Origin of the sequence: Streptomyces sp. NPDC086787, from assembly GCF_044745865.1 — a bacterium.
Taxonomy (GTDB): domain Bacteria; phylum Actinomycetota; class Actinomycetes; order Streptomycetales; family Streptomycetaceae; genus Streptomyces.
This window is the reverse complement of record NZ_JBIVBC010000012.1, coordinates 46,132-68,973: the sequence shown is the minus strand read 5'-3', so window position 1 is coordinate 68,973 and position 22,842 is coordinate 46,132. Positions and strand designations below refer to the sequence as shown.

Sequence of the window (22,842 nt, the reverse complement as noted above, 5' to 3'; positions counted from 1 at the left end):
CGACGACATCGCCCCCGGTCCGCAGCTTGACGTCCCTGGAGGCATCGATGCCGGCCAAACTGCCCAGGCGGCCCGCCCTCGGGCGCTGCGCGGGCGCCGGAGCGGTCGCTCTCGCCCTGCTGGGGGCGGGGCTGCCCGCGGCGGCGTCCGGCACTGTCGCGCGGCCCGACCTGTCCCGCTTCTACGACCAGAAGGTCACCTGGTCGCGGTGCACCGGCGACCGGATGCCCAAGGATCTGGAGTGCGGGAAGGTCACGGTCCCGCTCGACTACGCGAAGCCCGGCGCGGGCACCCTCGACGTGGCACTGGCCCGCTACCGGGCGAGCGGGAAGCCGCGCGGCTCCGTGCTGCTCAACTTCGGCGGGCCCGGCGCCCCGGGCATCAGCGGCCTCGCCCACAGCGGCAAGGACTTCATGGGCCTGACCAACGAATACGACGTGGTCACCTTCGATCCGCGCGGCGTCGGCCGGTCCTCGCCCGTCAGCTGCGGCGCCGACGACACGGACGGGACGGCGGCACAGGGCGAGCTGGACGTGAAGGACCCGCGGGCCGCGCTCACCTGGCTGCGGCAGGAGGCCGCCGAGTGCACCGAGCACTCCGGGCCGGTGCTGGCCCACATGGGCACCGTGGACAGCGCCCGGGACATGGATGTCATACGGCAGGCCCTCGGCGACGGGAAGCTCGACTACCTCGGCTTCTCGTACGGCACCAAGCTGGGCGCGGTCTACGCCGCTGAGTTCCCCGGCCGGGTCGGCCGGATGGCGCTGGACGGCGTGGACACGCTGACCGAGTCGATGGCCGAGCAGGGCGTGGCCGGCGCCCAGGGGCAGCAGACGGCGCTGGAGGACTTCCTCGACTGGTGCGTGACCGACGTCGGCTGTCCGTTCGGGCAGGACCGGCGGCAGGCCGGGGACCGGGTGGTGCGGCTGGTGCGGTCGCTGGACGCGAATCCGGTACCCGGGGACCTCGGCGGCACGTTCACCGGGCAGGACCTGGTCCGCGCCATCGGCCAGGCCCTCTACAGCAGGTCCCAGTGGCCCACTCTGGAACGGGCCGTGGCCTCCCTGGTCGACGACGGCAGCACCCGGGGAGCCGAGCACCTCGCCTACGGAACCATGGCCCGGCCGCGCACGAGTGGCACCGGCTCGCTCACCGACGCCGCGGACATCCCGTCCGACAACCTGATGGCGGCGCTGGTCGCGGTCAACTGCGCCGACGACCCGGACCGGCCGACCGACACGCGGATCACCCGGGATCTGCGGCAGTTGCGCGCCCGGTACCAGCAGGCGTCACCGGTGTTCGGTGAGTCCCGGCTCACCGAGGTACTGATGTGCTACGGGCGTCCGAAGGGCACGGACTACATCCGGGACGAGGTGAAGAACCTGGACACGCCGAAGCTGCTGCTGGTGGGGACGCGCGGCGACCCGGCCACGCCGTACCGCTGGACCGTGGAGACGGCCGCGCGGCTCGGGCCGTCGGCCGTGGTGCTCGACAACCGGGGCGAGGGGCACACCGGGTACTCCTCGTCGAAGTGCGTGCACCGCAAGGTCGACGACTTCCTGCTGTACGGCTCCCTGCCGCCGAGCGGCAGCTCCTGCGGTGCGGACCCGAGCGCCGGGTCCACGCCGTGAATCCGCCCGTACGCGATCGAACAGATCGAACAGATCGAACAGAGGGAAACAGAGGGAACCCGTCATGCGCTTTCCTGTCACCCGCTCCTGCGTCACCGCCCTGACGGCCGTGTCGGCCACGGCGGCGTTGCTGGCCGCCGCGCCGCCGAGTGATGCCGCGGCCGGCAGCTGTCCGGAGAAGTCCCTGACGGTCCGGGCGCGGGCCTCGTCTGCCGATCCGTCCGTGGTGCGGATGAGCGTCACCAACCGGGGCCGCAGTGCGTGCACCGTCGACCTCGTGCCCACCGTGGTCTTCCGCGACCTGGACGGCGCGGCCCTGCCGACACCCGACCGACGCGGCGGGACGTACCGCCTCGGCGCCGGCGCGACCGCGCACGCGGCCGTGCGTACGATCGTCGACCCGAAGGACCCCGAGGCCCGCCGGACGGACATGCTGATCGTGGCCGCGGACCCGTCCCACCGGGGCAGCCCCTTCACCGCGCACGGGCTCGGCACGGGTGACACGATCCGCGTGTGGGAGCCGGTGACCACCTGGTGGCAGCCGACGGCAGCGGCCGCCGACCGGGCCCTCGGCAACGGCTGACCGGTCCCGGCTCCTCGGTCAGGTGAACGTGATCCGGGGCGCGTACATGTCCAGCCAGGTCGCCAGGTCGAGGGTGCGTTCCAGGCCGTGCCGGGCCGCCTGGGTGCTCACGGGGGCGTCGCGGTACGCGACCCCGCTGACCTTCTCGTGGTCGACGAGGCCGAAGACCGCGTGGTCGGGGCGGGCGAGGAGGTCCTTCACCTGTTCCTGGAGGGCGAGGCCGTAGCGCGGGTCCTGGGTGGACGGGTAGGGGCTCTTGACCCGGTCGTACACCGAGCGCGGGATGACGTCCGCCGTGGCCTCCCGCAGCAGGCTCTTCTCCCGGCCGTCGAAGGACTTCAGGGACCAGGGAGCGTTGTAGACGTACTCGACGAGCCGGTGGTCGCAGTACGGGACGCGGACCTCCAGGCCGACCGCCATGCTCATCCGGTCCTTGCGGTCGAGCAGGATGCGCACGAACCGGGTCAGGTGGAGGTGGCAGATGCACCGCATCCGGTACTCGAAGTCGCTCTCGCCGTCGAGGCGGCGGACGCCGGAGACGGCCGTACGGTAGCCGTCGGCTATGTAGGTGCCCAGGTCGAGGGTCTTTGCGAGGTCGGGTCGCATGATGTCGGAGTCGTCCCCGAAGTGGCGCCCGGCCATCGCCAGCCAGGGGAAGGTGTCCGCGTTGCGCGCCTCCTCGTCGAAGAACTGGAGGTAGCCGCCGAAGACCTCGTCGGCGGACTCCCCGGACAGTGCGACCGTGGACTGGTCGCGGACGGCCCGGAACAGCAGCAGCAGCGAGGCGTCCATGTCGCCGAAGCCCATCGGCAGGTCCCTGGCGCGGATCACCCTCTGCCGGGCGCCGGGGTCGGCCAGGGTCCCCGCGTCGAGGACGATGTCCTGGTGGTCGGTGCGGGCGAGGCGGGCCACGTCGTGCACGAACGGGGTGTCCGGGGTGCCGCGCAGTTCGTCGGCGACGAAGTTGTCCGTCTGGCCGACGAAGTCGACGGCGAAGCTGCGGACCTTCTCGCCGTCCTCGGCGAGCCGGCGGGCGGCGAGCGCGGTGAGGGCGGAGGAGTCGAGGCCGCCGGAGAGCAGGGTGCAGCGCGGGACGTCGGCCACCAGCTGGCGGCGCACGATGTCGTCCAGGAGGGAGCGGACGGTGGCGACGGTGGTGTCGCGGTCGTCGGTGTGCGGCCGGGTGTCCAGGCGCCAGTAGGCGCGGATGCGCAGGCCCGCCCGGTCGACGGTGACCACGGTGCCGGGTTCGACCTCGCGCATGCCCGACCACACCGCGTGCCCCGGGGTCTTGATCATGGTGAACAGTTCGCGCAGCCCGTCCAGCCGGACCTCGGCCGGGGCCAGCGGGTTGGCCAGGATCGCCTTGGGTTCGGAGCCGAACAGGACGCCGTCGGACGTGGGGTAGCAGTAGAACGGCTTGATACCCATGCGGTCGCGGATCATCACCAGTTTGTCGTGGCGGCCGTCCCAGACGGCGAAGGCGTACATGCCGTTGAGGCGTTCGGCGAGTGTGTCGCCCCATTCGAGGTAGCCGCGCAGCACCACCTCGGTGTCGGAGTCGGTGGTGAACCGGTGGCCGCGGGCCACGAGTTCACGGCGCAGTTCGGTGAAGTTGTAGGTCTCCCCCGAGTAGACGAGCGCGACGGTGCCGTCCGGCGTTCTCGCGGTCATGGGCTGCCGGCCCCCGGGCAGGTCGATGATCGCGAGCCGGCGGTGGCCCAGGGCGGCGGGCCCCTCGGCCCAGGTGCCGCGGTCGTCGGGGCCACGGCAGGCCATGGTCTCGGTCATCGCGTCCAGTACGGCCGCCTCGTCGCGCAGGTCGCGGTCGAAGGAGACCCAGCCGGTGATGCCGCACATGTCCTGCCTCCAGCCTCCGGCCCGCGGACCGGATGTATCCGGCACCTATATGACGAGCGTGCGCCAGACACGGGGCAGGGTCAACGCGGTGACGGGCCGGGCGGCCGCCCCGGCCGCTCCTTTCGGCCGGGTTTTGCCTGCAGGAGGCATACTGGGCTGTACTCTGCCGGGCCGGTCCCGCCGGGAACCGGCCATGAGCAAACACTTCGCCAAACCAAGCCAAGTCGTCCGTCGGTCCGGCCGGACCGACGGACGGCGAAGGGGTCAGACGCGCGCGGTCAGGAACCGGTCCAGGGCCGCGGTCAGCTCGGCCGGCTTCTCCACGGGCAGCTCGTGGCCCGCGTCGATGATCCGCACCTCGGCGTCCGGGTAGGCCTTGGCCATGCGGAGCATCTGCTTCAGCGGCAGCTGGATGTCGTGGTAGCCGTGCACCAGCAGGGTGGGGGTACGGATCTCGCCGACCCGGTCGAGGACGTCGAACGCCCGCATGGCGCCGTACAGCGTCATCACGACCTCGCGCGGGGTGGCGGCGGAGGCACGCACGTACTCCCGGATCCGCTCGCGCGGATACCCGGGGGCGAAGGCCCGCTGGATGTTGGCGGCGACGAACAGCTTGTACGGCACGAGCGTGGACACACCCATGAGCAGGCCCCGGCCCCGGCTGTACGTCATCCGGCTGATCGAGTTGACCAGGACCATCCGCTCGACCCGCTGGGGGTGGGACAGGGCGATGGTCTGCGAGATCATCCCGCCCATCGAATGACCGACCAGGACGAAGCGCTCGATCTTGAGATGGTCGAGCAGGGCGAGGACGTCCCCGGCCAGTTCCGCGACGGTGCGCACCCCGGCGCCGGTGCTCTCGCCGTGCCCGCGCAGGTCGAGCCGGATCACCCGCCGCAGCTCGCCGAAGTGTGCGACCTGGTGGTCCCAGCGGTGCCGGTCGGCGGTCCAGCCGTGCACGAACACCAGCGGCACCGCGTCGCCGTCGCGGGGGCCCTCGTCGTCGTACGCGAGCGTGGCGCCGTCGACTTCGAGCTTCGGCATGAGGGGCCTCCTGGATGCGGTCCTGGTTACTGTCGGGTACGGTATCCGGCCGCGCCCGTCCCCGTCACCGCCGTTCGCCCAGGAATTCGAGGATGTGACCGAACACGTCCAGGGCCGCGCCCCGGCCGAGGAACGTGTCGAGGTGCCCGTAACCGGGGATCTCGGTGTACGACACGTCGAGCTGCGGCTGCCGGTGGGCGAGCACCTCGTGGCAGAGCCGCTGCGAGTCCTGCCACAGCCCGTTCTCGCTGCCCGCCAGCAGCAGCACGGGGGTGTCGATGCGGTCGGCCGCGTCCAGCGCGTTGGGCGGCAGCGCGCGGTAGCGGTGGTCGGTGTCGTGCCAGCGGACGACGCTGCGGGCCAGTTCCATCCGGCGCAGATGCGGCAGGATCCACAGCGGTGCCGGGCCGAGCAGTTCGGCGAGCCGGTCGTGGGTGGCCTCGGCGAGGTTCTCGTGCACGAACAGCGAGGCGCCCGTGCCCCAGGCCGAGTTGTGCAGGATCTGGCAGGTCGGGTCGGGGCAGTCGGCCTTGCGGGAGGCCAGCGCGAACAGGGGCGTGTACTTGGACCACAGGCCCACCTTGCGGATGTCGACCGGGATGTGGTCGATCCGTCCGCGCAGCAGTTCCCCGGCCACCGACATGCGCAGCGAGGTGCGCCCGGCGAGCTTCGGGGTGAGGAACACGCCCTGGGAGACGACTCCGGCGAGGCCGGGCACCAGTCCCGCCGTCATGCTGAGCGACAGCGCGAGCGAGCCGATGCAGTGCGCGACCACGAACAGCGGCCGCTCACCGATGCGTTCGCGGATGTGGGCGACGGCCTCGGGGATGTCGTACAGGGCCACGTCGTCGTAGGTGTACCGGTGGCCGGTCTCGTTGTACGGCAGGCGGCAGCTGCCCCGCCAGTCGAGCAGCCAGGGTTCGTAGCCGTCGTCGAGGAGAACGTCCACCAGGTTGCGGGTCTCGGGCAGCAGGAACATGTCGGACGACGCCGTGTGCCCGTGCAGGAGCAGTACGGCGGGCCGGTCGGCGCCGCCGGCGGGTCCGGCGTCGACCCGGGTGAGGCCGAGGCGTACGCCGTCGCTCGTGCGCAGCGGGATCTCCTCGACGCGGGCGGGGTCGAGCCGGTGGCGCAGCGGGCGCGGGGTGGCGGTGGTGCGGACCCTGCGGAGCCCGGGCCGGGCCGTCCGGGAGGGGGTGGTCTTGAAAATCATCCGTGGTGCTCCGTGAGGTTCGGGGTGCGGCGCAGGTCGAGGAGGTCCGCGGCGGCGCGGGCGAACGGCGCCGCGAGGCCGCGGCCCATCTCCAGGCCGAACCAGGCGAGCCAGGCCAGCTTGGCGGCCCGCTTCTCCTGGCCGGTCAGCCGCGGGTCGACCCGGATGCCGTCGATCTGGTCGCGGACGTAGGAGTCGCCGGGCACCACGACCTCGCCGTGCAGGCTCGCGGCCTCGCCCTCCCGGCCGATCTCCACGCTCAGGGCACGGGTCTGCCGCCACAGGTCCCGGCGGGCGCGGGCGTACTTGCGGCCCTCCAGCCACCAGCGGCCGCCGTCGGCGTCGGTCAGCCGCAGCCGGTAGCGCAGGAGTTGGTGCCGCAGACCGTGCTGCTGCGGGATCCCCTCCTCGGGGCGGATCCAGACGTCGCCGTGGTCCACGGTGAGTGGTCCGGGGTGGATCGCGGCGCACCGCACTTCGCCGGTCACGTCGACGCGGCGCTCCTTGACCAGCTGGTACATGCTCGCGATGGACAGGGTGAGCGCCATCGAGCAGGGTGTGCCGGAAGTGGCGCCCACCGGGGCGACGGTGCCCTCGGTCGTCTCGCTGAACCACAGATGGGGCTGGTCGTCCTTGTGGGGCAGCCGGGCCAGTCCGTCGTCGGCGAGCTTCTCGAAGGTGCGTTGCTGCGCGCGGGCGTCGAAGCGGGCCGCGGGCGGCAGGCCGAGGGCGTGGACCAGGGCGTCTGTGCGCTCGCCGAGGGCCGCGGGCCCGGTCAGCGTGGCCTCCACCAGTTTGAGCGCGGTGGAGCTCTGCAACACCCGGGTCAGAAAGGCCAGTTCGGGTACCGGGTCGGCTTCGAGACGGGCCAGGGTGTCGGTGCGCCACTCGTTCCAGTCCTGGACGCGCACATGCATCCCGCCGAGCGCCATGTCCGCCACCACGTCGTCGAGGGTGTTGGGGACGCCGGTCAGGTTGTAGTCGAAGCCCCAGGCGTCCGGTTCGCAGATCGCGGCGACCGCGACCCGGCTGACCCAGTCGACGGGGGCGGAGTTCAGGCGGTGGAACGCCGGTACGGTGCGGAAGCGGCCGAAGGCCGAGGTCAGTCCGCTGCTGAGGTCGAACGGGTTGTAGGCGCCGGTCTTCGTGTGGCCGCCGATTCCGCCGGGGCGCAGCGCCGTGACCACCAGGCCGTGGTCGCGGGCCCGGCGGAGCGCGACCTCGGCGGCCCACTTGGACTGGTCGTAGCCGGAGACGAGGCGGTCGATGTGGGCGAGCGGGTCGTCCTCGCCCATCGAGGTGATGCCGACCTCGTTGAAGACGGCGATCGAGGAGATGTGGTGCAGCGGCTTGGGGCGTCCGGTCGCCGCGAGTTCGGCGAGGGTGAGCGCGCCGAGGACGTTGCTGCCGCGCAGCGACTGGTAGCCGCGCAGGAAGTCCACGGCGGCCGCCACGCCGACGACGCTGTCGAGTTCGTGGGCGAGGGTGTGCCACAGCTCGTCGGACAGGCCGAGGCGCGGGCGGCGGATGTCGCCGGGCAGTGCGGTCACCCGGCGCCGCACCTCCGCCGACCAGGGCAGCCGGTAGCCGCGCAGCTGCTCCCCGAGCCGGGCGAGGGCCGACTCCTCGTCGTCCGCGCGCACCAGGCAGTACACATGGGCGTCGCTGTGCCGCAGCAGGTCGAGCAGCATGTGGCTGCCGAGGAATCCGGTCGCCCCGGTGAGCAGGATCCGCCGGGGCGGCACGGGCTCGGGTACGTCGGTGAAGGGGAGCCGGTCGGCGAGGGCGAGGTCGGCGAGGATCTGGTCGAGGTCCTCCTGCCGTGCCCGGGTGTGGCCGGCCTGGACGGACGGCGAGGCGGGCGAGGGAGCAGCCGGCGCTGCCGGAGCGGGGGTGAACGCCGGGGCCGTGCCCGAGGCGGGCCCGGCGGTGCCGCCCAGCAGGGGCAGCCAGCGGTGGGCCAGGGCCAGCGGGCGGGCGTCGGCGAAGACCTCGTCCAGGTCGACCTCGATGCCGAACTCCTCCTCCAGCTCCGCGACAAGCTCCACCGCCTGCACGGAGGTACCGCCCGCGTCGAAGAAGTCCGCCTCGACGCCCAGTCGACCCGAGGGCAGGTGACGGCCGGCCGTCGCGGCGATGGCGGCGGCCAGGCCGTCGGCGTCGAGGGCGGTGCGGTCGAAGGCGGGTTCGGCGGTGGTGCCCGCCGCGGTCACCCGGGCCAGCAGCTCGGCCACGCCGAGACCGACGCCGCCCCGCTCGATCGACTCGGCGGTCGCCCGCTGTCCGGCGTACGCCGGGGCGGCGGTGTCATCGTTCACGTCACGCATGGGAGCCCTTCACGTTGTGCACTGTCCTGTCCGTCACTGATGTCGCTCACTGCTCCCAGGACCGGAAGGCCCGCAGCTGCTCGGGCGTGACCACCACGTCCAGCCGTTCGTCGTCCTGGTCGGCGCCGCCGAGCGCGGCCAGCAGCCGCCGGGCGGGTACGTTGCGCGGGGTTCGCTCAGCGGTGAACCGCACCTTGGCACAGCCCAGTTGGTCGGCGCGGTCGGCCAGCCAGCCGAGCAGCCGTTCCTCGACTCCCCGGCCGAGTGCCCGGCAGCTCATCAGCCAGGCCGTCACGTCGAGGCGGCCGTCCTCGGCGCGGACGGCGAGCAGGGCGATCTGGCCGTAGTCGCCGAACCGGTCGCGGGCCGCGGCGGTCCACACCTCGCCCGCCGCCCGCCACCGGGCGAGGTCGCCGCCGTCGGCGGAGCGAGCGCGCAGCGTGAACTGGTTGGTGCGGCGGACGAGTTGCTCGGCGCGCGGCACGTCGTCCTCGCCCAGCGCGCGGATGTCGACCGCCAGTTCAAGCTGGTCAAGGAACTCCGCGAAGCCGGCCTGTTCGCGTGCCGCGTCCCGTTGCCGCTCCTGTGCGTAGAAGCCCGCCCGGAGCGTGTCCTCGGCAGTTGCGGCCAGGGGTACGAGCGGCCACAACCGGGCCAAGAAGTCACCGAGTTCGGCGGCCGGCGGGCAGGTCACCGACAGCACCTGCGGGAGCGTGGCCCGCATCCTGGCGATCTCGGCCGGGTTGTCGTCCAGGAACAGGAAGCTGTCCAGGCCGAGGTTCAGGGCGCGGGCCGCGTCGGCGAGGCGGGTCGGCTTCGGCCCCCAGGCGGCGGACAGCACGCTGAAGTGCTCGGCCTTCAGCAGGCTGTCGGGCCGGTCGAGGACGGCACGGACCGTGGCCTCGTCGTTGTTGCTGACGAGCGCGAGCAGGGCGCCCGCCGCCCGCCACTGGAGCAGCCTGCGGGCGAGTTCGGCACGCGGTCCAGTGAGGTCCACCGCCTCCGGTCCGGCCTCCCCGGCGACCGAGCCCCACAGGGTCTCGTCCCCGTCGACGGCGATGACCTTGGGCGCGGGGCGCCGTACGGCCCGCACGGTCTCGGCCAGGCACAGGGCGACGGCCGCCTGGAACCGGGGCGTGAACGGGAGGTGGGCCAGCCGTTCGGTCCGTACGTCGAAGGGGTCGCCGTCGGGGTGGTGGCGGGTCCAGTCGTCGGGTCGGATGACCGCGATGCCGGGCAGTTCGGCGAGTTCGGCGGCCAGGCCGCGCTCCCACTCCAGGAACCGCTCCTCCGGCTTCGCGGTCGGCGGGAAGCCGACCACCAGGGGTTTGCGGGTCCGTTCGGACAGGGCCTTCAGCGCGGCCGGGTAGGCAGTGCGCAGTTGGGTGAGGAGCGTGTCGTCGACCGGGCCGAACCGTGCCAGGTCACAGGCGCGCAGCAGCACCGCGCCCACCGCCGTGGCCGGGTCGGCGAACACCCCGGCCGGGTCCTGGAGAGCGGCCAGTACCTGGTGGTACGGCGCCTCCTCGACGGTCACACCGTCTTCTTCCAGCGCGGCCCCGCACATGAGTGGGAGGTTGCCGAGGGCGAAGGTGGCGGCGAGGGCGATGCCGGACGACTGAGCGGGCCGCGTCACGGCGGGCTCCGTCACGGCGGGCTCCGCCGCCTGGGGCTTTGCCGCCTCGGGCTCTGCCGTGGTGGCTGCCGGGACGGCCCCCGCGCCCACGCGCACCGGCCCCGACGCGTCCTGGGCCGTGTCCGTGAGGAGCAGCAGGAACTCCTCCCCCAGGCCGGTGACGGCCGCCGCGTCCAGGATGTCGAGGTTGTGGTCGAGGCGGACCGTGCCCGCGTCCGGGGTCAAGGTGACCATCAGGTCGAGGTCGGTGTGGCCGGTCCCGGCAGGCAGCACTTCCAGCCGTTGCAGACCACCGGAGAAGCGGACGAAGTTGAAGTACACCTCCACCAGTGGCGCGTTGGCCCGGTGCAGTCCCTGGCGGGCCAGGGTGGCGAGGACGTCGGAGAACATGGCGCCCTTCGCCAGGATCTTCTCCAGTCGGCCGTCGGTGCGGCGCAGCACCTCCTCGACCGTGTCGGCCGCCCGTGCCTCGGCGGGGAACGGGACGGGCACCCCGAAGAAGCCGACCGCGCCGAAGGCGTCGGCGTGCATCCGGGTGTCCACGGGCACGGCGAGCGCGAACCGCTCGCGCTCCCGCTTCCTGGCCAGCAGCACGGTGAGTGCGCCGAGGCAGAAGGCGGCGGGAGTGACGGCGAGCCGGCTCGCGGCGGCGGAGATCCGCTCCATGAGCCCGTCGGGGAGGGTGAGGGTCACGCTGCCCGCCCGGTAGGAGCGGGTCTCGGGGCGTGGCCGGGTGAGCGTCAGGTCCAGCCGCTCGACCCCGTGGAAGGCCTCGCGCCACTCGGCGCCGGCACCCTGGCCGCCCTGCTGGGCCGAGATGAGCAGGTCGATGTCCCGGTTGGTGACGGTGCCGTCGAGCGGGGTCCCGGACAGCTCGGCGTCGATCTCCCCGGCCACCAGCAGCAGGGACTGGAGGTCGCTGACCGCGTGGTGGGCGCCGAAGAGCAGGACCTGGCCGCGGGGTCCGCCGTCGAGGAGCTGGAACCGCCACAGTGACGGGGTGGTGAGGTCGAAGGACGGCTCCAGCAGGAGGCGCAGCCCTTCGGCCGGGTCCGGGTCGGTGTCGGCCGTCCAGCGCAGCAGCGGCTCGGCCGTCTCCCGGTCGACGCGCAGCTGCCGTGCGCCGTCGGGTCCGGTGGCGATCGCGGTGCGCAGGGCCGCGTGCCGGGCGGCGAGCCGGTCCAGGACGCCGGTGAGGGTCTCGCGGGTGACCGGTTCGGCGAGGCGTACGGCCAGGCCGACACCGTGCGCCGCGTCGGGCATGCCGGGCCGGGCGCTGCGCAGCAGGCGCACGACGTCCCGGGTGGCGGGCCGGAGTTCGGTCTCGGGCACCTGGGCGGTGCGCACCTCCGCCTGGTCGGCCTGGTCGGCGCGGGCGGTGGAGTCGCGTTCGGGCAGGGCCGCGCCGAGGGCGCGGGCGAGACCGCGGATGTCGGCGGCGGAGAACATGTCGGCGGCCGGGAGTTCGACGCCCAGTTCGCGGGCGAAGGCGTTGCGCAGCCGGACCAGCATGAGGGAATCCAGGCCGAGTTCCTTGAGGGCCGTGGTGGCGAACACGTCCACGGCGCCGCCCGAGACCTCGCCGACCCGGGCGCGTACGTACGCCTCCAGCCATTCGGTGCGGTCCTGTTCGGTGACCGCGGCGAAGACCTTGGCGACGAGGTCGTCCGTGTCGCCGCCGCCGGCCGGGAGGCTGATCAGGTCGGCCAGGATCGGGCGGCTCCGGACGGCGTCGGGGTCGAGGCCCAGGAGTTCCCAGTCGAGCGCGATGGGCGCGAGCTGGCGACGGGAGGTGTTCAGTACCCGTTCGAACAGTTCGCCGCCGTCCTGCGGGGAGAAGGCGATCAGGCCGGAGCGGCTGGTCTCGGCGGCGCGGGTGCCGGACTCGGCGACCATGCCGACCCCGGCCCAGGCGCCCCAGTCCAGGCTCAGCGCGCGTCGGCCGGTGTGCGACAGGTGGTGTGCCCAGGCGTCGAGGAAGGCGTTGGCCGCGGAGTACGGGCTCTGTCCGGCCGAGCCGAGCAGTCCGGCCGCGGAGGCGAACAGCACCAGGTTCCGGGCCTCGGGAACGAGTTCGGTGAGCAGGGCGGTGCCGAGCACCTTGGGTGCGAGGACGCGCAGGACGCGCTCGTCGGTCAGGTTGGCCACGGTGGCGTCGTCGAGTACACCGGCGGCGTGCACGACGCTGGTGATGGGTCCGGCCTCGTGCCGTACGGCGTCCAGCGCCGCGGTGAGTCCGGCCCGGTCGGCGACGTCGGCGCGGGGCAGGTGCACGGTGACGCCGCGCTCCTCGATGCCCCGGATCCAGGCGGCGGTGTCCGGGTCGGGTGTGCCGCGGCTCATCAGGGCGAGATGGCGGGCGCCGCGGCGGACCAGTCGTTCGGCGACGACCCGGCCGAGGCCGCCGAGGCCGCCGGTGATCAGGTGGACACCGTCGGTGCCGGCCGGTTCGCCGTCGTCGGGGCGGGTGCGCGCGAGGCGCGGTACGAGACGGCCCGACTCGCGCAGTGCGACGAGCCGTTCGTCGTCGGCGTGCCACAGCTGGGTCCACAGTTCGTCGGCGCCGCCGACCGGCGGCAGGTCGACGAGGGTGGTCGCGAGCTCCGGGTACTCCTGTGCCGCGGCGAGGGCGAAGCCCCAGGCCAGCGCCTGCTCGGGGTGGGTCACCCGGGTGCTGTCGCCGGCGGCCTGGCTGCCGCGCACGACGACGAAGAGGCGCGGGGTGCGGCTCTTGGGGCGCTCGGCGAGGGCCCGTACGAGGTGCAGGGTGCTCAGGCAGGCCAGCCGGGCCGCCGCCTCGGCGGTGTGCCGGTCGCCGATGGCGGGGGCGTCGAGCGCGGAGAGCTGGACCACCCGCTCGGGTGGCCCGTCCGGGTAGGCGTCGTCGAGGAGTTGGGCGAGCTGGGCGGGGTCGGCCGGGTCGAGGACGTATCGTCCGGGTGCCTCGACGGCGAACGTCTCGCCGCGGCGGGCGATCACATGGGGTGCCAGACCGTCGAGCCGGGCGGCCAGTGCGGCGGCCGTGCCGGACTCGTCGGCGAGGATCAGCCAGCCGCCGTCGGCGGGCGGCTCCTCGGCCCGGGGGCGCGGCTGCCAGCGTGTCTCGAACAGGGCGCCGTCCAGTGGTGAGAGCGCGGCGAGCCGGAAGCCCTTTGCCTCCAGGATGAGTTGCTCGTCCTCGTCCCAGAGGGCGAGGTCGAGGGTCGCGGTGTCGCCGTCCACGCCGCGCAGGGCGCAGGTGACCCAGACCGGGGTGGTGCGCAGTCCGGTGAACCGCAGTTGTCCGACCCCGGCCGGGACGAAGGCGCGTCCTTCGGGTGCGTCGGTCGGCAGCGCGGCCGTGTGGAAGGCGGCGTCCAGGACCGCGGGGTGCAGCAGATGGCCGGCGGCGGGCCTGGCGGCGAGCCTGCCGAGCGCGACGGTGTCGCCGCGGTGGGCCTCCTCCAGGCCTCGGAAGGAGGGGCCGTACTCGATGCCGAGGGCGGCGAGCCCGGCGTACACGGAGGGCAGGTCGACCCGTTGGGCGCACCGCTCGCGCAGCGCGGCCGGGCTCTCGGCCGCGTCGGGTTCGGTCCCGGTGGTGACGGCGAGCCGTCCCGTGGCGTGGTGCTCCCAGCGCGCGCCCGCGGCGGCGGAGGCAACGGTGAAGTGCCGGAAGCCGTCCTCGGCGGGCCGCAGCACGATCTGCAGCCGCACGGGCCGGTCGTGGTCCAGGCGCAGCGGCTGGACGAAGGCGATTTCGGCCAGCCGTACCTCGCCGCCGGTCATCTCGGACCCTGCCTCGACGGCGAGATCCAGGAAGGCGGCGCCCGGCAGCCACACCTCGCCGGTGACCTGATGGTCGGTGAGATAGGTGAAGCGGGTGTCGCGCAGGTCGATCTCGCTCTGGAAGATGTCCTTGTCCGGTTCGTCGCTGGCCGCGACGTGGGTGCCGAGCAGCGGGGAGCCGCCGTCCTGGCTGCCGCCGCGGACGGGGGCGAGCCAGTGCCGCTCGCGGGCGAAGGCGTACGTGGGCAGGTCGAGCCTGCGGCCGCCCGGGAACAGCGTCGCCCAGTCGGGCGTGTGCCCGGCACTGTACAACTCGCCTAGCCTGCCCGGCAGTACGTCCTCGCCGTCGCGCTGTCGGCGCAGCGAGCCGACGCCGACGGCGTCGGTTCCGGTCTCGGCTGCCACCGCCTCGATCGATGCGGTCAGGGACGGGTGCGGGCTGAGTTCCACGAAGTAGCGGTAGCCGTCGTCCAGCATCCGGCGGACGGTGTCGGCGAAGCGCACCGGACGGCTGAGGTTCGCGAACCAGTACCCGCCGTCCAGCTGGTCGCCGGGCACGGGTTCGGCGAGCACCGAGGAGTAGAACGGCGTCGGTGTGCGGGTGCCGTGGATCCCGGAGAAGCGGTCGAGGAGTTCGGCGCGCAGCGGTTCCATCAGCGGGGTGTGGGAGGCGAACGGCGTGGACAGGACGCGGGTGGGAACGCCCTGTTCGTCCAGGGCCTGCCGCAGTTCCGTCAGCGCCGCCAGCTCGCCCGAGACGGCCGTGGCGCGGGCGCTGTTGACGGCGCCGACGAACAGGCGCCCCGCGTACGGTTCGAGGAGCCGTGCGACGTCCGGGTGGGGCAGTTCCACGGCGAGCATTCCGCCGTGCCCGACGACGGGGACGACCGCCTGGGCGCGCCCGGTGACCGCGACGACCGCCTCGTCCAGGGTGAGGGCGCCCGCGATGTGGGCGGCGGCGATCTCGCCGAGGCTGTGTCCGACGACGGCGTCCGGGGTGACGCCGAGTTCCCGCCAGGCGGCGGCCAGGGCGGTGTTGACGGCGAAGAGCACCGGCTGGAGGTACTCGGTGCGGTCGAGCGGGGAGAACTCCTCCGGGGCTCGGAGCACGTTGAGCACCGACCAGCCCGCATGCCGCTGAACGGCCTCGTCGATACGCGTGAGTTCGGCGCGGAACGCCTCGGAGTGGTTCATCAGCTCGACGCCCATGCCGGTCCACTGGCCGCCGTGTCCGGCGAACACGAAGGCGACCTTGCCGGTCTGTTCCTCGCGCGGTGCGGTGAGGGGCCGACGGCCGCTCGCCAACGCCTTCAGAGAGGAGCGCAGTTCGTCGCGGTCGCCCGCCACGAACGCGGCACGCCACTCGAAGTGGCTGCGGTGCCGGGCCAGGGTGTGGGCGAGGTCGGGCAGGGGGGTGCCGTCGGTGACGTACCGGGCGAGTCGGGCGGCCTGCCCGCGCAGCGCGGTCTCGCTGCGCGCGGACAGCGTGAACAGGGTTTTGCCCTCGGGGAGTTCGACGGGGGTGCGGGGTGCGGCGGGCGGCGCCTCCTCCACGATCACATGGGCGTTGGTGCCGCTGATGCCGAAGGCGCTGATCCCGGCGCGCCGCACCCGCTGCGCCGTCGCCGGCCAGTCGGTCGCCTCCTGGAGCAGGTGAAGTCCGCTGCCGTCCCACTCGACGTGCCGGCTGGGTGCCTGGGCGTGCAGGGTGCGCGGCAGGGTGCCGTGGCGCAGCGACTGCACCACCTTGATGAGCCCGGCCACGCCCGAAGCCGCCTGTACGTGACCGATGTTGGACTTGAGGGAGCCCAGGTACAGCGGGCGGTCCGCGGGGCGTGAGTCGGCGAAGACCGCGGCGAGCGCGTTCGCCTCGATCGGGTCGCCGAGCGTGGTGCCGGTGCCGTGCGCCTCGACGTGGTCGATGTCGGCCGGTTCGAGGCCGGACAGGTGCAGTGCGCGCCGGATCACCTTTTCCTGCGCGGGTCCGTTGGGGGCGGACAGGCCCTGGCTGCGGCCGTCCTGGTTGACGGCGGTGCCGCGCAGCACGGCCAGCACCTCGTCGCCGTCGCGGCGGGCGTCGTCGAGCCGCTTCAGCACGAGCATGCCGGCGCCCTCGGCCCAGATCGCGCCGTCGGCGTCGTCGGAGAAGGAGCGGCAGCGGCCGGTCGGGGACAGTCCGCGCAGTCGGCTGAACTCCACGAAGGTCTGCGGTGTGACCATCAGGGTCACACCGCCGGCCAGCGCGAGGTCGCACTCACCGGTGCGCAGTGCCTGGGCGGCGAGGTGGGTGGCGACCAGGGAGGAGGAGCAGGCGGTGTCGACGGTCATGGCCGGGCCGTGCAGTCCGAGTGCGTAGGCGAGGCGGCCGGAGGCGACACTCAGCGCGGAGCCGGTGCCCACGTAGCCGTCGAGCTGGTCGAGCCGGGAGCCGGAGAGGTAGTCGCTGCCGAACATGCCGACGTAGACGCCGGTGGTGCTGCCCGCGAGCCGGGCGGGCACGATCCCGGCGCGTTCGAGTGCCTCCCAGGAGGTTTCCAGGAGCAGCCGCTGCTGGGGGTCCATGGCGGCGGCCTCCTTCGGGGTGATTCCGAAGAAGCCGGGGTCGAAGGACTCGATGTCGTCGAGGAAGCCGCCCTCGCGGGCGTAGGTGCGGCCGAGGGCGTCCGGGTCGGGGTCGTAGAGCGACTCCACGTCCCAGCGCCCGGCCGGGAACGGGCCGACGGCGTCGCGGCCTTCCGCGACCAGGCGCCACAGGTCGTCGGGGTCGTTGACGCCGCCGGGCAGCCGGCAGGCCATGGAGATCACGGCGATCGGCTCGTCGGCCGCGGGGGCCGCGGCGCGGGCCGGGGCGGGCGCGGTCCGTGTGCCGGTGCGGCCGGGGTGCGGGGTGACGACGTGGCTCAGCAGGTGGGCGGCCAGGCGGTCGGCGGTGGGGTGGTCGAACAGCAGGGTGGCGGGGAGCCGGGTGCCGAGGCGGCCGCTGATGCGGTTGCGCAGTTCCACGGCGGTCACCGAGTCCATGCCGAGGTCGCGCAGTGGCTGGTCGGGGCGGACGGACTCGGCCGAGCGCAGGCCGAGGGCGCGGGCGGTCTCGTCGCGGACCAGGGCGAGGACGCGTTCGGCGCGCTCCGGCTCGGGCAGCCGGGCCAGTCGGCCGGCGAGGCCGTCACCGGTGTCCGCGGTGCGGGGCGCGGGCAGCAGGGAGCGCCACAGGGCGCCGCCGTCGGTGTGCTCGCGCAGCCGGGGCAGGTCCAGGGACCAGGCGACCAGGTGCGGGGCGCCGCGCCGCAGAGACAGTTCCACGAGGTCGCGGCCCTGGTCGGGGGTGAGGGCGCGGTGGCCGAGGCGGGCCATGCGGTCCAGGTCGGCGTGCGCGACGGCGAGTCCTTCGCCGGCCCATGCGCCGAAGGAGACCGAGACCGCGGGCAGGCCCAGGGCGCGACGGTGGTGGGCCAGTTGGTCGAGGAAGACGTTGGCGGCCGCGTAGTTGCCCTGGCCGGCGTTGCCGACGACTCCGGCGGCCGAGGAGACCAGCAGGAACAGGTCGAGGGGCAGACCGGCGGTGAGCCGGTGCAGATGGGCCGCACCGTGGGCTTTGGGCGCGAGCACCCGGGCCAGTCGCTCGTGCGTCAGCTCGGCGAGTACGCCGTCGTCCAGTACACCGGCGCAGTGCACGACGCCCCGCAGCGGGAGTTCCTCGTCGACGCGGGAGAGCAGCCCGGCCACGGCCGTGGCGTCCGCGATGTCGCACGCCGCGATCTCGGTCTCGGCGCCGAGCGCGGCCAGTTCCGCGGTGATCTCGTCGGCGCGGGGATCGTCGGGACCCTGACGGGAGGTCAGCAGCAGCCGTGGTACGCCGTGTTCGGCGAGGAGGCGGGCGATGTGCCGTCCAACGGCGCCGAGGCCGCCGGTGATCAGGACGGTGCCGTCGGTGGGGACCGGGGCGGGGGTGCCGGCCAGGTCGAGGACCACGGGAGCGACGGTCCCGGCCCGGCGGCGCACCGCCTCGCGCAGCGCGGTGACGTGCAGGACGTGCGGGCGGCCGGGTCCTGCGACGGCGGCGGTGTGGGTCATGTCGTCCGCGAGCACGGTGACCTGAGCGGCGTCGGCGACCGCCTCGGAGCCGGGGGCGGCTCCGGCCGGGGCGGTCACCCGCAGGCCGGGGGCGAGGTGGTGGGCGTCGGCCGCGACCTCGGTGATGACTCCGGCGCAGGCGGCGGGTGCCGCGCCGGGGGCGGGCAGGGCGAGGGCGTGGACCTGGATCCGCACCTGGCCCGCGCCCAGCGGCCGCCGGTCGGCCACGCGCAGGGCGGCCGGGCCGGTGAGGTCGAGCTCGTAGCGGTCGCCCGCCGGGACGCGCACGGTGTCGGCGGGGCGGGCGCGCACCAGCCTCGGGGCGAGCAACGTATCGTCACGGAAGGCGAGTTCGGGTTCGTCGGGCCGGGTCAGGGCGGCGCGCAGGGCGTCCGCCGGGTCGGAGTCGTCCAGGTCGAGCAGGGTGAGACCGAGGTCCGGGTGTTCGGCGCGGGCGCTGCGCACGAGGCCCCACAGCACCGACCGCGCGAAGCCGCTCACCGGGTCGCCGTCGGCTGCCGCGATGGCGCCGCGGGTCACCCAGACGGTTCGGGTGGGCGCCTCGCCGTCGGGCAGGGCGAGCAGCGCGTGCAGTTCGTCCAGCGCCGTGGCCGCCGACTCCTGTGCCACGAGGGCGGGGTCGGCGTTGTGGTCGGGGTGCGGCCAGAGTCGTACGGCGATGTCGGCACCGGTGTCGCGCACTTCGGCATCCGGCACACCCAACGCGGCTGCGAGGGCGCCGACCTGGGGGTCGGCCGGGTCGCCGGTGACGGACCGGACGGTGCCGGGTGCGGTCGCCGGTTCGCCGGGTACGGCGGTCCAGGCGACCTCGTAGAGATGGCGTCCGTTCGCGGAGCCGCCGTCGAGGTCGGCCGGGTCGGCGGCGCGCAGCCGGACGTTCTCCAGCCGTCCGGCCGGGAGGCCGTCGGTGTCCCACAGCGTGATGTCGAGGGTGAGGTCGGTGGCGGACTGCCCGGTGCGCCGCACGGACGCGGTCAGGTCGGTGGCGCCGCCGGGCGGCAGGACACAGCGGCCCACGGCGACCGGGAGAAGGGCCCGGCCGTCGTCCGCGCCGAAGGCGGCGGCCGCTTGCAGGGCCGCGTCCAGCAGAGCGGGGTGGACCGGGTACGGGTCGGCCGTGTCACGGGCGGCGGGCGGCAGTGAGAGGCGGACGAGGAGCGTGTCGTCGCCGGTGCGGACCGCGGACCGGACGCCCTGGAAGGCGGGGCCGTAGCCGAGGCCGAGGGCGCCGAGCCGCTCGTACATGCCCTCGGTCCAGGCCTCTTCGGCCTCTTCGGGCCACACCGGAGGCGGCCCGGCGGGTGCGGGTTCGGGTGCGGCGGCCGTGGCGGTGGCGTGCAGGGTCCAGCCGCCGGTGTCCCGGCCGTGCGGGCGGCTGTGCACGGTGATCTCGGCTGCCGGGCCGACGGTGGTGACGTCCACGGACACTTCGACCGTGGACCTGTCGGGCAGCACGAGGGGGCTGAGCAGCAGCAGACCGGTGAGGTCGGCCTGGGTGTCCGGGAGGGCCGCGGCGAGGGCGGCGCGGCACAGTTCCACGAGGGTGGTGCCGCAGACCACGGTCCGGCCGAACACGGCGTGGTCGGGCAGCCAGTCGGTGGTGGCCGGGGACCACTCGTCGCGGAAGGTCCAGCGGGTCTCGTCGGCGGACTGGAGCTGTATGCCGAGCAACGGGTGTGCGGCGCGGTCGAACAGGCCGGGGCCGCCGCTGCCGGACTCGGGGTCGGTCCAGTGACGCTGTGCGTCCCAGGCGTAGGTGGGCAGGTCGGCGGGGGGCGTGCCGGGGACCAGGCGGCGCCAGTCCAGGTGCCGTCCGTGGACGTGGAGTTCGGCGGCGGCCCGGTCCAGCCGGCCGGGGCCGTCCTCGTCGCGGTGCAGTGAGCCGACGGCGACCAGGTCGTGGCCGGTGTCCTCGCCGATGGTGCGGATGGCGGTGAGCAGGGAGGGGTGGGGGCTGAGTTCGACGAAGTGGCGATAGCCGTCGGCGGCCATGCGGCGCACGGTGGCCGAAAACCGTACGGGCTCGCGGAGGTTGGTGTACCAGTAGTCGGCCTCCAGCTCCTCCGTGACCGGTTCGCCGGTGACCGTCGAGTACCAGGCGACCTGCGCCGGGCAGGCGGTCACGCCGTCGAGTTCGTCGAGGACGGTCACGCGGACCGGTTCGACCAGGGCGCTGTGGGAGGCGTAGTCGACGTCGAGGCGGCGGACGAAGACCTGCCGTGCCGCGAGTTCGGTGAGCAGGGCCTCCAGTGGGGCCACCGCGCCGGAGAGCACCGTGGAGCGGGCGCTGTTCTCCGCGGCGACGAAGACCCCGTCGGGCAGCAGCGGCTCGGCCTCGGCCCGGGGCAGGGCGACGACGGCCATGGCGCCGGTGCCGCGGAGCCCGGTCAGGGCCTGGCTGCGCAGGGCGACCACGGCTGCGGCGTCGTTCAGACTGAGGGCTCCGGCGACACAGGCCGCGGCGGCCTCGCCCTGACTGTGTCCGATCACGGCGTCGGGCCGTACGCCGCGGGCCCGCCACACGGCGGCGAGGGAGACCATCACCGCGAACAGCACGGGCTGGACGACGTCCACCCGGTCCAGGGACGGGGCGTCGGTGTCGCCGCGCAGCACGGAGGCGACGGACCATTCGGTGAAGGGGCGCAGGGCGGCGTCGCAGCGGTCGAGTTCGTCCGCGAACACCGGGTCCCGGTCGAGCAGGTCGCGGGCCATGCCGGTCCACTGGGCGCCCTGGCCGGGGAAGACGAAGGCCACCTTGCCGGTGGGGAGCACCTGTCCGGGGCCGATGGTCCGGTCGGGGTCCTCGTGCCCGTCGGCGAGGGCGCGCAGGGAAGTGAGCAGGTCCTCGCGGCCCGAGGCGTGGATCACGGCCCGCCGGTCGAAGTGGGTGCGGTGGCGGGCGAGGGCGACGGCCACGCCGGGCAGCGGCAGTTCGGGCCGTGCTTCGAGGGCGGCGAGGAGGCGGGCGGCCTGTCCGCGCAGGGCGGGCAGGCCGCGGGCGGAGAGCGGGAACAGGGCTGCGCCGGGCACGTCGGCGGTGCCTTCCGGCTCCTCGGGCTCGTGGGGCGCCTCTTCCAGGACGACGTGGGCGTTGGTGCCGCTGATACCGAAGGCGCTCACCCCGGCCCGCCGCACCCGGCCGGGCTCGTGCGGCCAGGCCTCGGCGGTGCCGCGCACGCGCAGGCCGCTGCCGGTCCAGTCGATGTGCTCGGTGAGGGTGTCGGCGTGCAGGGAGGCCGGGATCCGCTCGTGGCCGAGGGCGAGCACGGTCTTGATGACGCCGCCGATGCCCGCGGCGGCCTGGGTGTGGCCGATGTTGGACTTCAGGGAGCCGATGCCGAGCGGCCGGTCACCGGTCCGGCCCGGCCCGAACACGTTGGCCAGGGCCCGGGCCTCGATCGGGTCGCCGAGCCGGGTGCCGGTGCCGTGTGCCTCGACGTAGTCCAGGTCGTGGGGTTGCAGTCCGGCGGCGTCGAGGGCGGCGCGCAGCACCCGTTCCTGGGCGGGGCCGTTGGGCGCGCTCAGTCCCTGGCTGCGGCCGTCCTGGTTGACGGCGGAGCCCTTGATGACGGCGAGCACCCGGTCGCCGTCGCGGCGGGCGTCGGTGAGCCGCTTGAGCAGGACGAGACCGCAGCCCTCGGCCCACACCACGCCGTCCGCGTCGGTCGAGAACGGGCTGCACCGCCCGGTCGGCGACAGCCCGCGCAGCCTGCTGAACTCGACGTGCCCGCGCGGTGTGACGAGGAGCGTGGCGCCGCCGGCCAGCGCCAGGTCGCACTCGCCGCCCGCCAGGGCCTGTACCGCGAGATGCAGCGCGACCAGTGAGGAGGAGCAGGCGGTGTCCACGGTCACCGCGGGCCCGTGGAGTCCGAGTGTGTAGGCGATGCGCCCGGAGGCGACGCTGGCCGCCGATCCGGTGCCCACGTGGCCGTCGAGCTGGCTCAGCGAGGCCGCGGCGAGGTATCCGCTGTCGTACAGGCCGAGATAGACGCCGGTGGGGCTGCCACTCAGCGTGTCGGGGACGATGCCCGCGCGTTCCAGCGTCTCCCAGGCGGTCTGGAGCAGCAGTCGCTGCTGCGGGTCCATGGCGGCGGCCTCGCGCGGGGAGATGCCGAAGAAGGCCGCGTCGAAACGGTCGACGGAGTCCAGGAAGCCGCCGCGGAGGGTGTAGGCGGTGCCGGTGGCCTCCGGATCGGGGTCGTGGAGCCCGCGGGTGTCCCAGCGTCCCGCCGGTACCTCGCGGACGGCGTCCTCACCCGCGGCGAGCAGTCGCCACAGTCCCTCGGGATCGTCGGCGCCGCCGGGGAAGTGGCAGGCCATGGAGATGATGGCCACGTCGTCGGCCGGGCGCCCCGGGGTCCGTTCCGCCGCGGGGTGCGACAGGGCGGGGGCCGGGGCGGCCGGTCGCAGGATCGCGTCGGCGATGGCCGTGATCGTGGGGTGGTTGAAGACGAGGGAGGGTTCCAGGGTCCGGCCGGTCAGCTCGGACAGCTCGGCGGCCAGCGTCACCAACCGGCGTGACCCGATGCCGTATTCGGCGATCGGCCGGTCCGGGTCGACGGCCGCCCGGTCGGTTCCGGCCGCCTCGGCGACGGCCGAGGCCAGCCAGGCCCGGATGCCCTCGGAGGTCACCGGGGACGGCTCGGGGGACTGGTTCACGGACTCGTTCGCAGGCATCTGGGCGG

7 protein-coding genes are annotated in these 22,842 nt (G+C 74.1%); 2 read left to right on the top strand and 5 right to left on the bottom strand.

The annotated features are described in order from the left end of the window. Positions 1-47 precede the first annotated feature (47 nt). Positions 48-1,631 carry an alpha/beta fold hydrolase gene (locus tag ACIPK3_RS25380; protein WP_402573129.1) on the top strand — a complete coding sequence of 528 codons (1,584 nt, stop codon included), beginning with the start codon at positions 48-50 and terminating at the stop codon, positions 1,629-1,631. Positions 1,632-1,695: 64 nt separating this feature from the next. After that, complete coding sequence (locus tag ACIPK3_RS25375) at positions 1,696-2,214, top strand: DUF4232 domain-containing protein (protein ID WP_402573128.1); 519 nt, start codon at positions 1,696-1,698, stop codon at positions 2,212-2,214. 18 nt (positions 2,215-2,232) lie between these two features. On the opposite strand, the gene asnB is transcribed toward ACIPK3_RS25375, so the two are convergent. The 5 genes from asnB to ACIPK3_RS25350 all read right to left on the bottom strand — a co-directional run bounded on the left by asnB (position 2,233) and on the right by ACIPK3_RS25350 (position 22,834). After that, positions 2,233-4,074 carry an asparagine synthase (glutamine-hydrolyzing) gene (gene asnB / locus ACIPK3_RS25370; RefSeq protein ID WP_402573126.1) on the bottom strand — a complete coding sequence of 614 codons (1,842 nt, stop codon included), beginning with the start codon at positions 4,072-4,074 and terminating at the stop codon, positions 2,233-2,235. A 264-nt stretch (positions 4,075-4,338) separates the two neighbouring features. Next, positions 4,339-5,118, bottom strand: a complete 780-nt coding sequence (locus ACIPK3_RS25365) for an alpha/beta fold hydrolase (protein WP_402573125.1) — start codon at positions 5,116-5,118, stop codon at positions 4,339-4,341. A 64-nt stretch (positions 5,119-5,182) separates the two neighbouring features. Beyond that, positions 5,183-6,331, bottom strand: a complete 1,149-nt coding sequence (locus ACIPK3_RS25360) for an alpha/beta hydrolase (RefSeq protein ID WP_402573123.1) — start codon at positions 6,329-6,331, stop codon at positions 5,183-5,185. Next, positions 6,328-8,658 carry a thioester reductase domain-containing protein gene (locus ACIPK3_RS25355; protein ID WP_402573121.1) on the bottom strand — a complete coding sequence of 777 codons (2,331 nt, stop codon included), beginning with the start codon at positions 8,656-8,658 and terminating at the stop codon, positions 6,328-6,330. Before ACIPK3_RS25355 ends, ACIPK3_RS25360 begins: the two co-directional genes overlap by 4 nt. 46 nt (positions 8,659-8,704) lie before the next feature. Continuing rightward, complete coding sequence (locus tag ACIPK3_RS25350) at positions 8,705-22,834, bottom strand: SDR family NAD(P)-dependent oxidoreductase (protein ID WP_402573120.1); 14,130 nt, start codon at positions 22,832-22,834, stop codon at positions 8,705-8,707. Between the last annotated feature and the right edge of the window lie 8 nt (positions 22,835-22,842).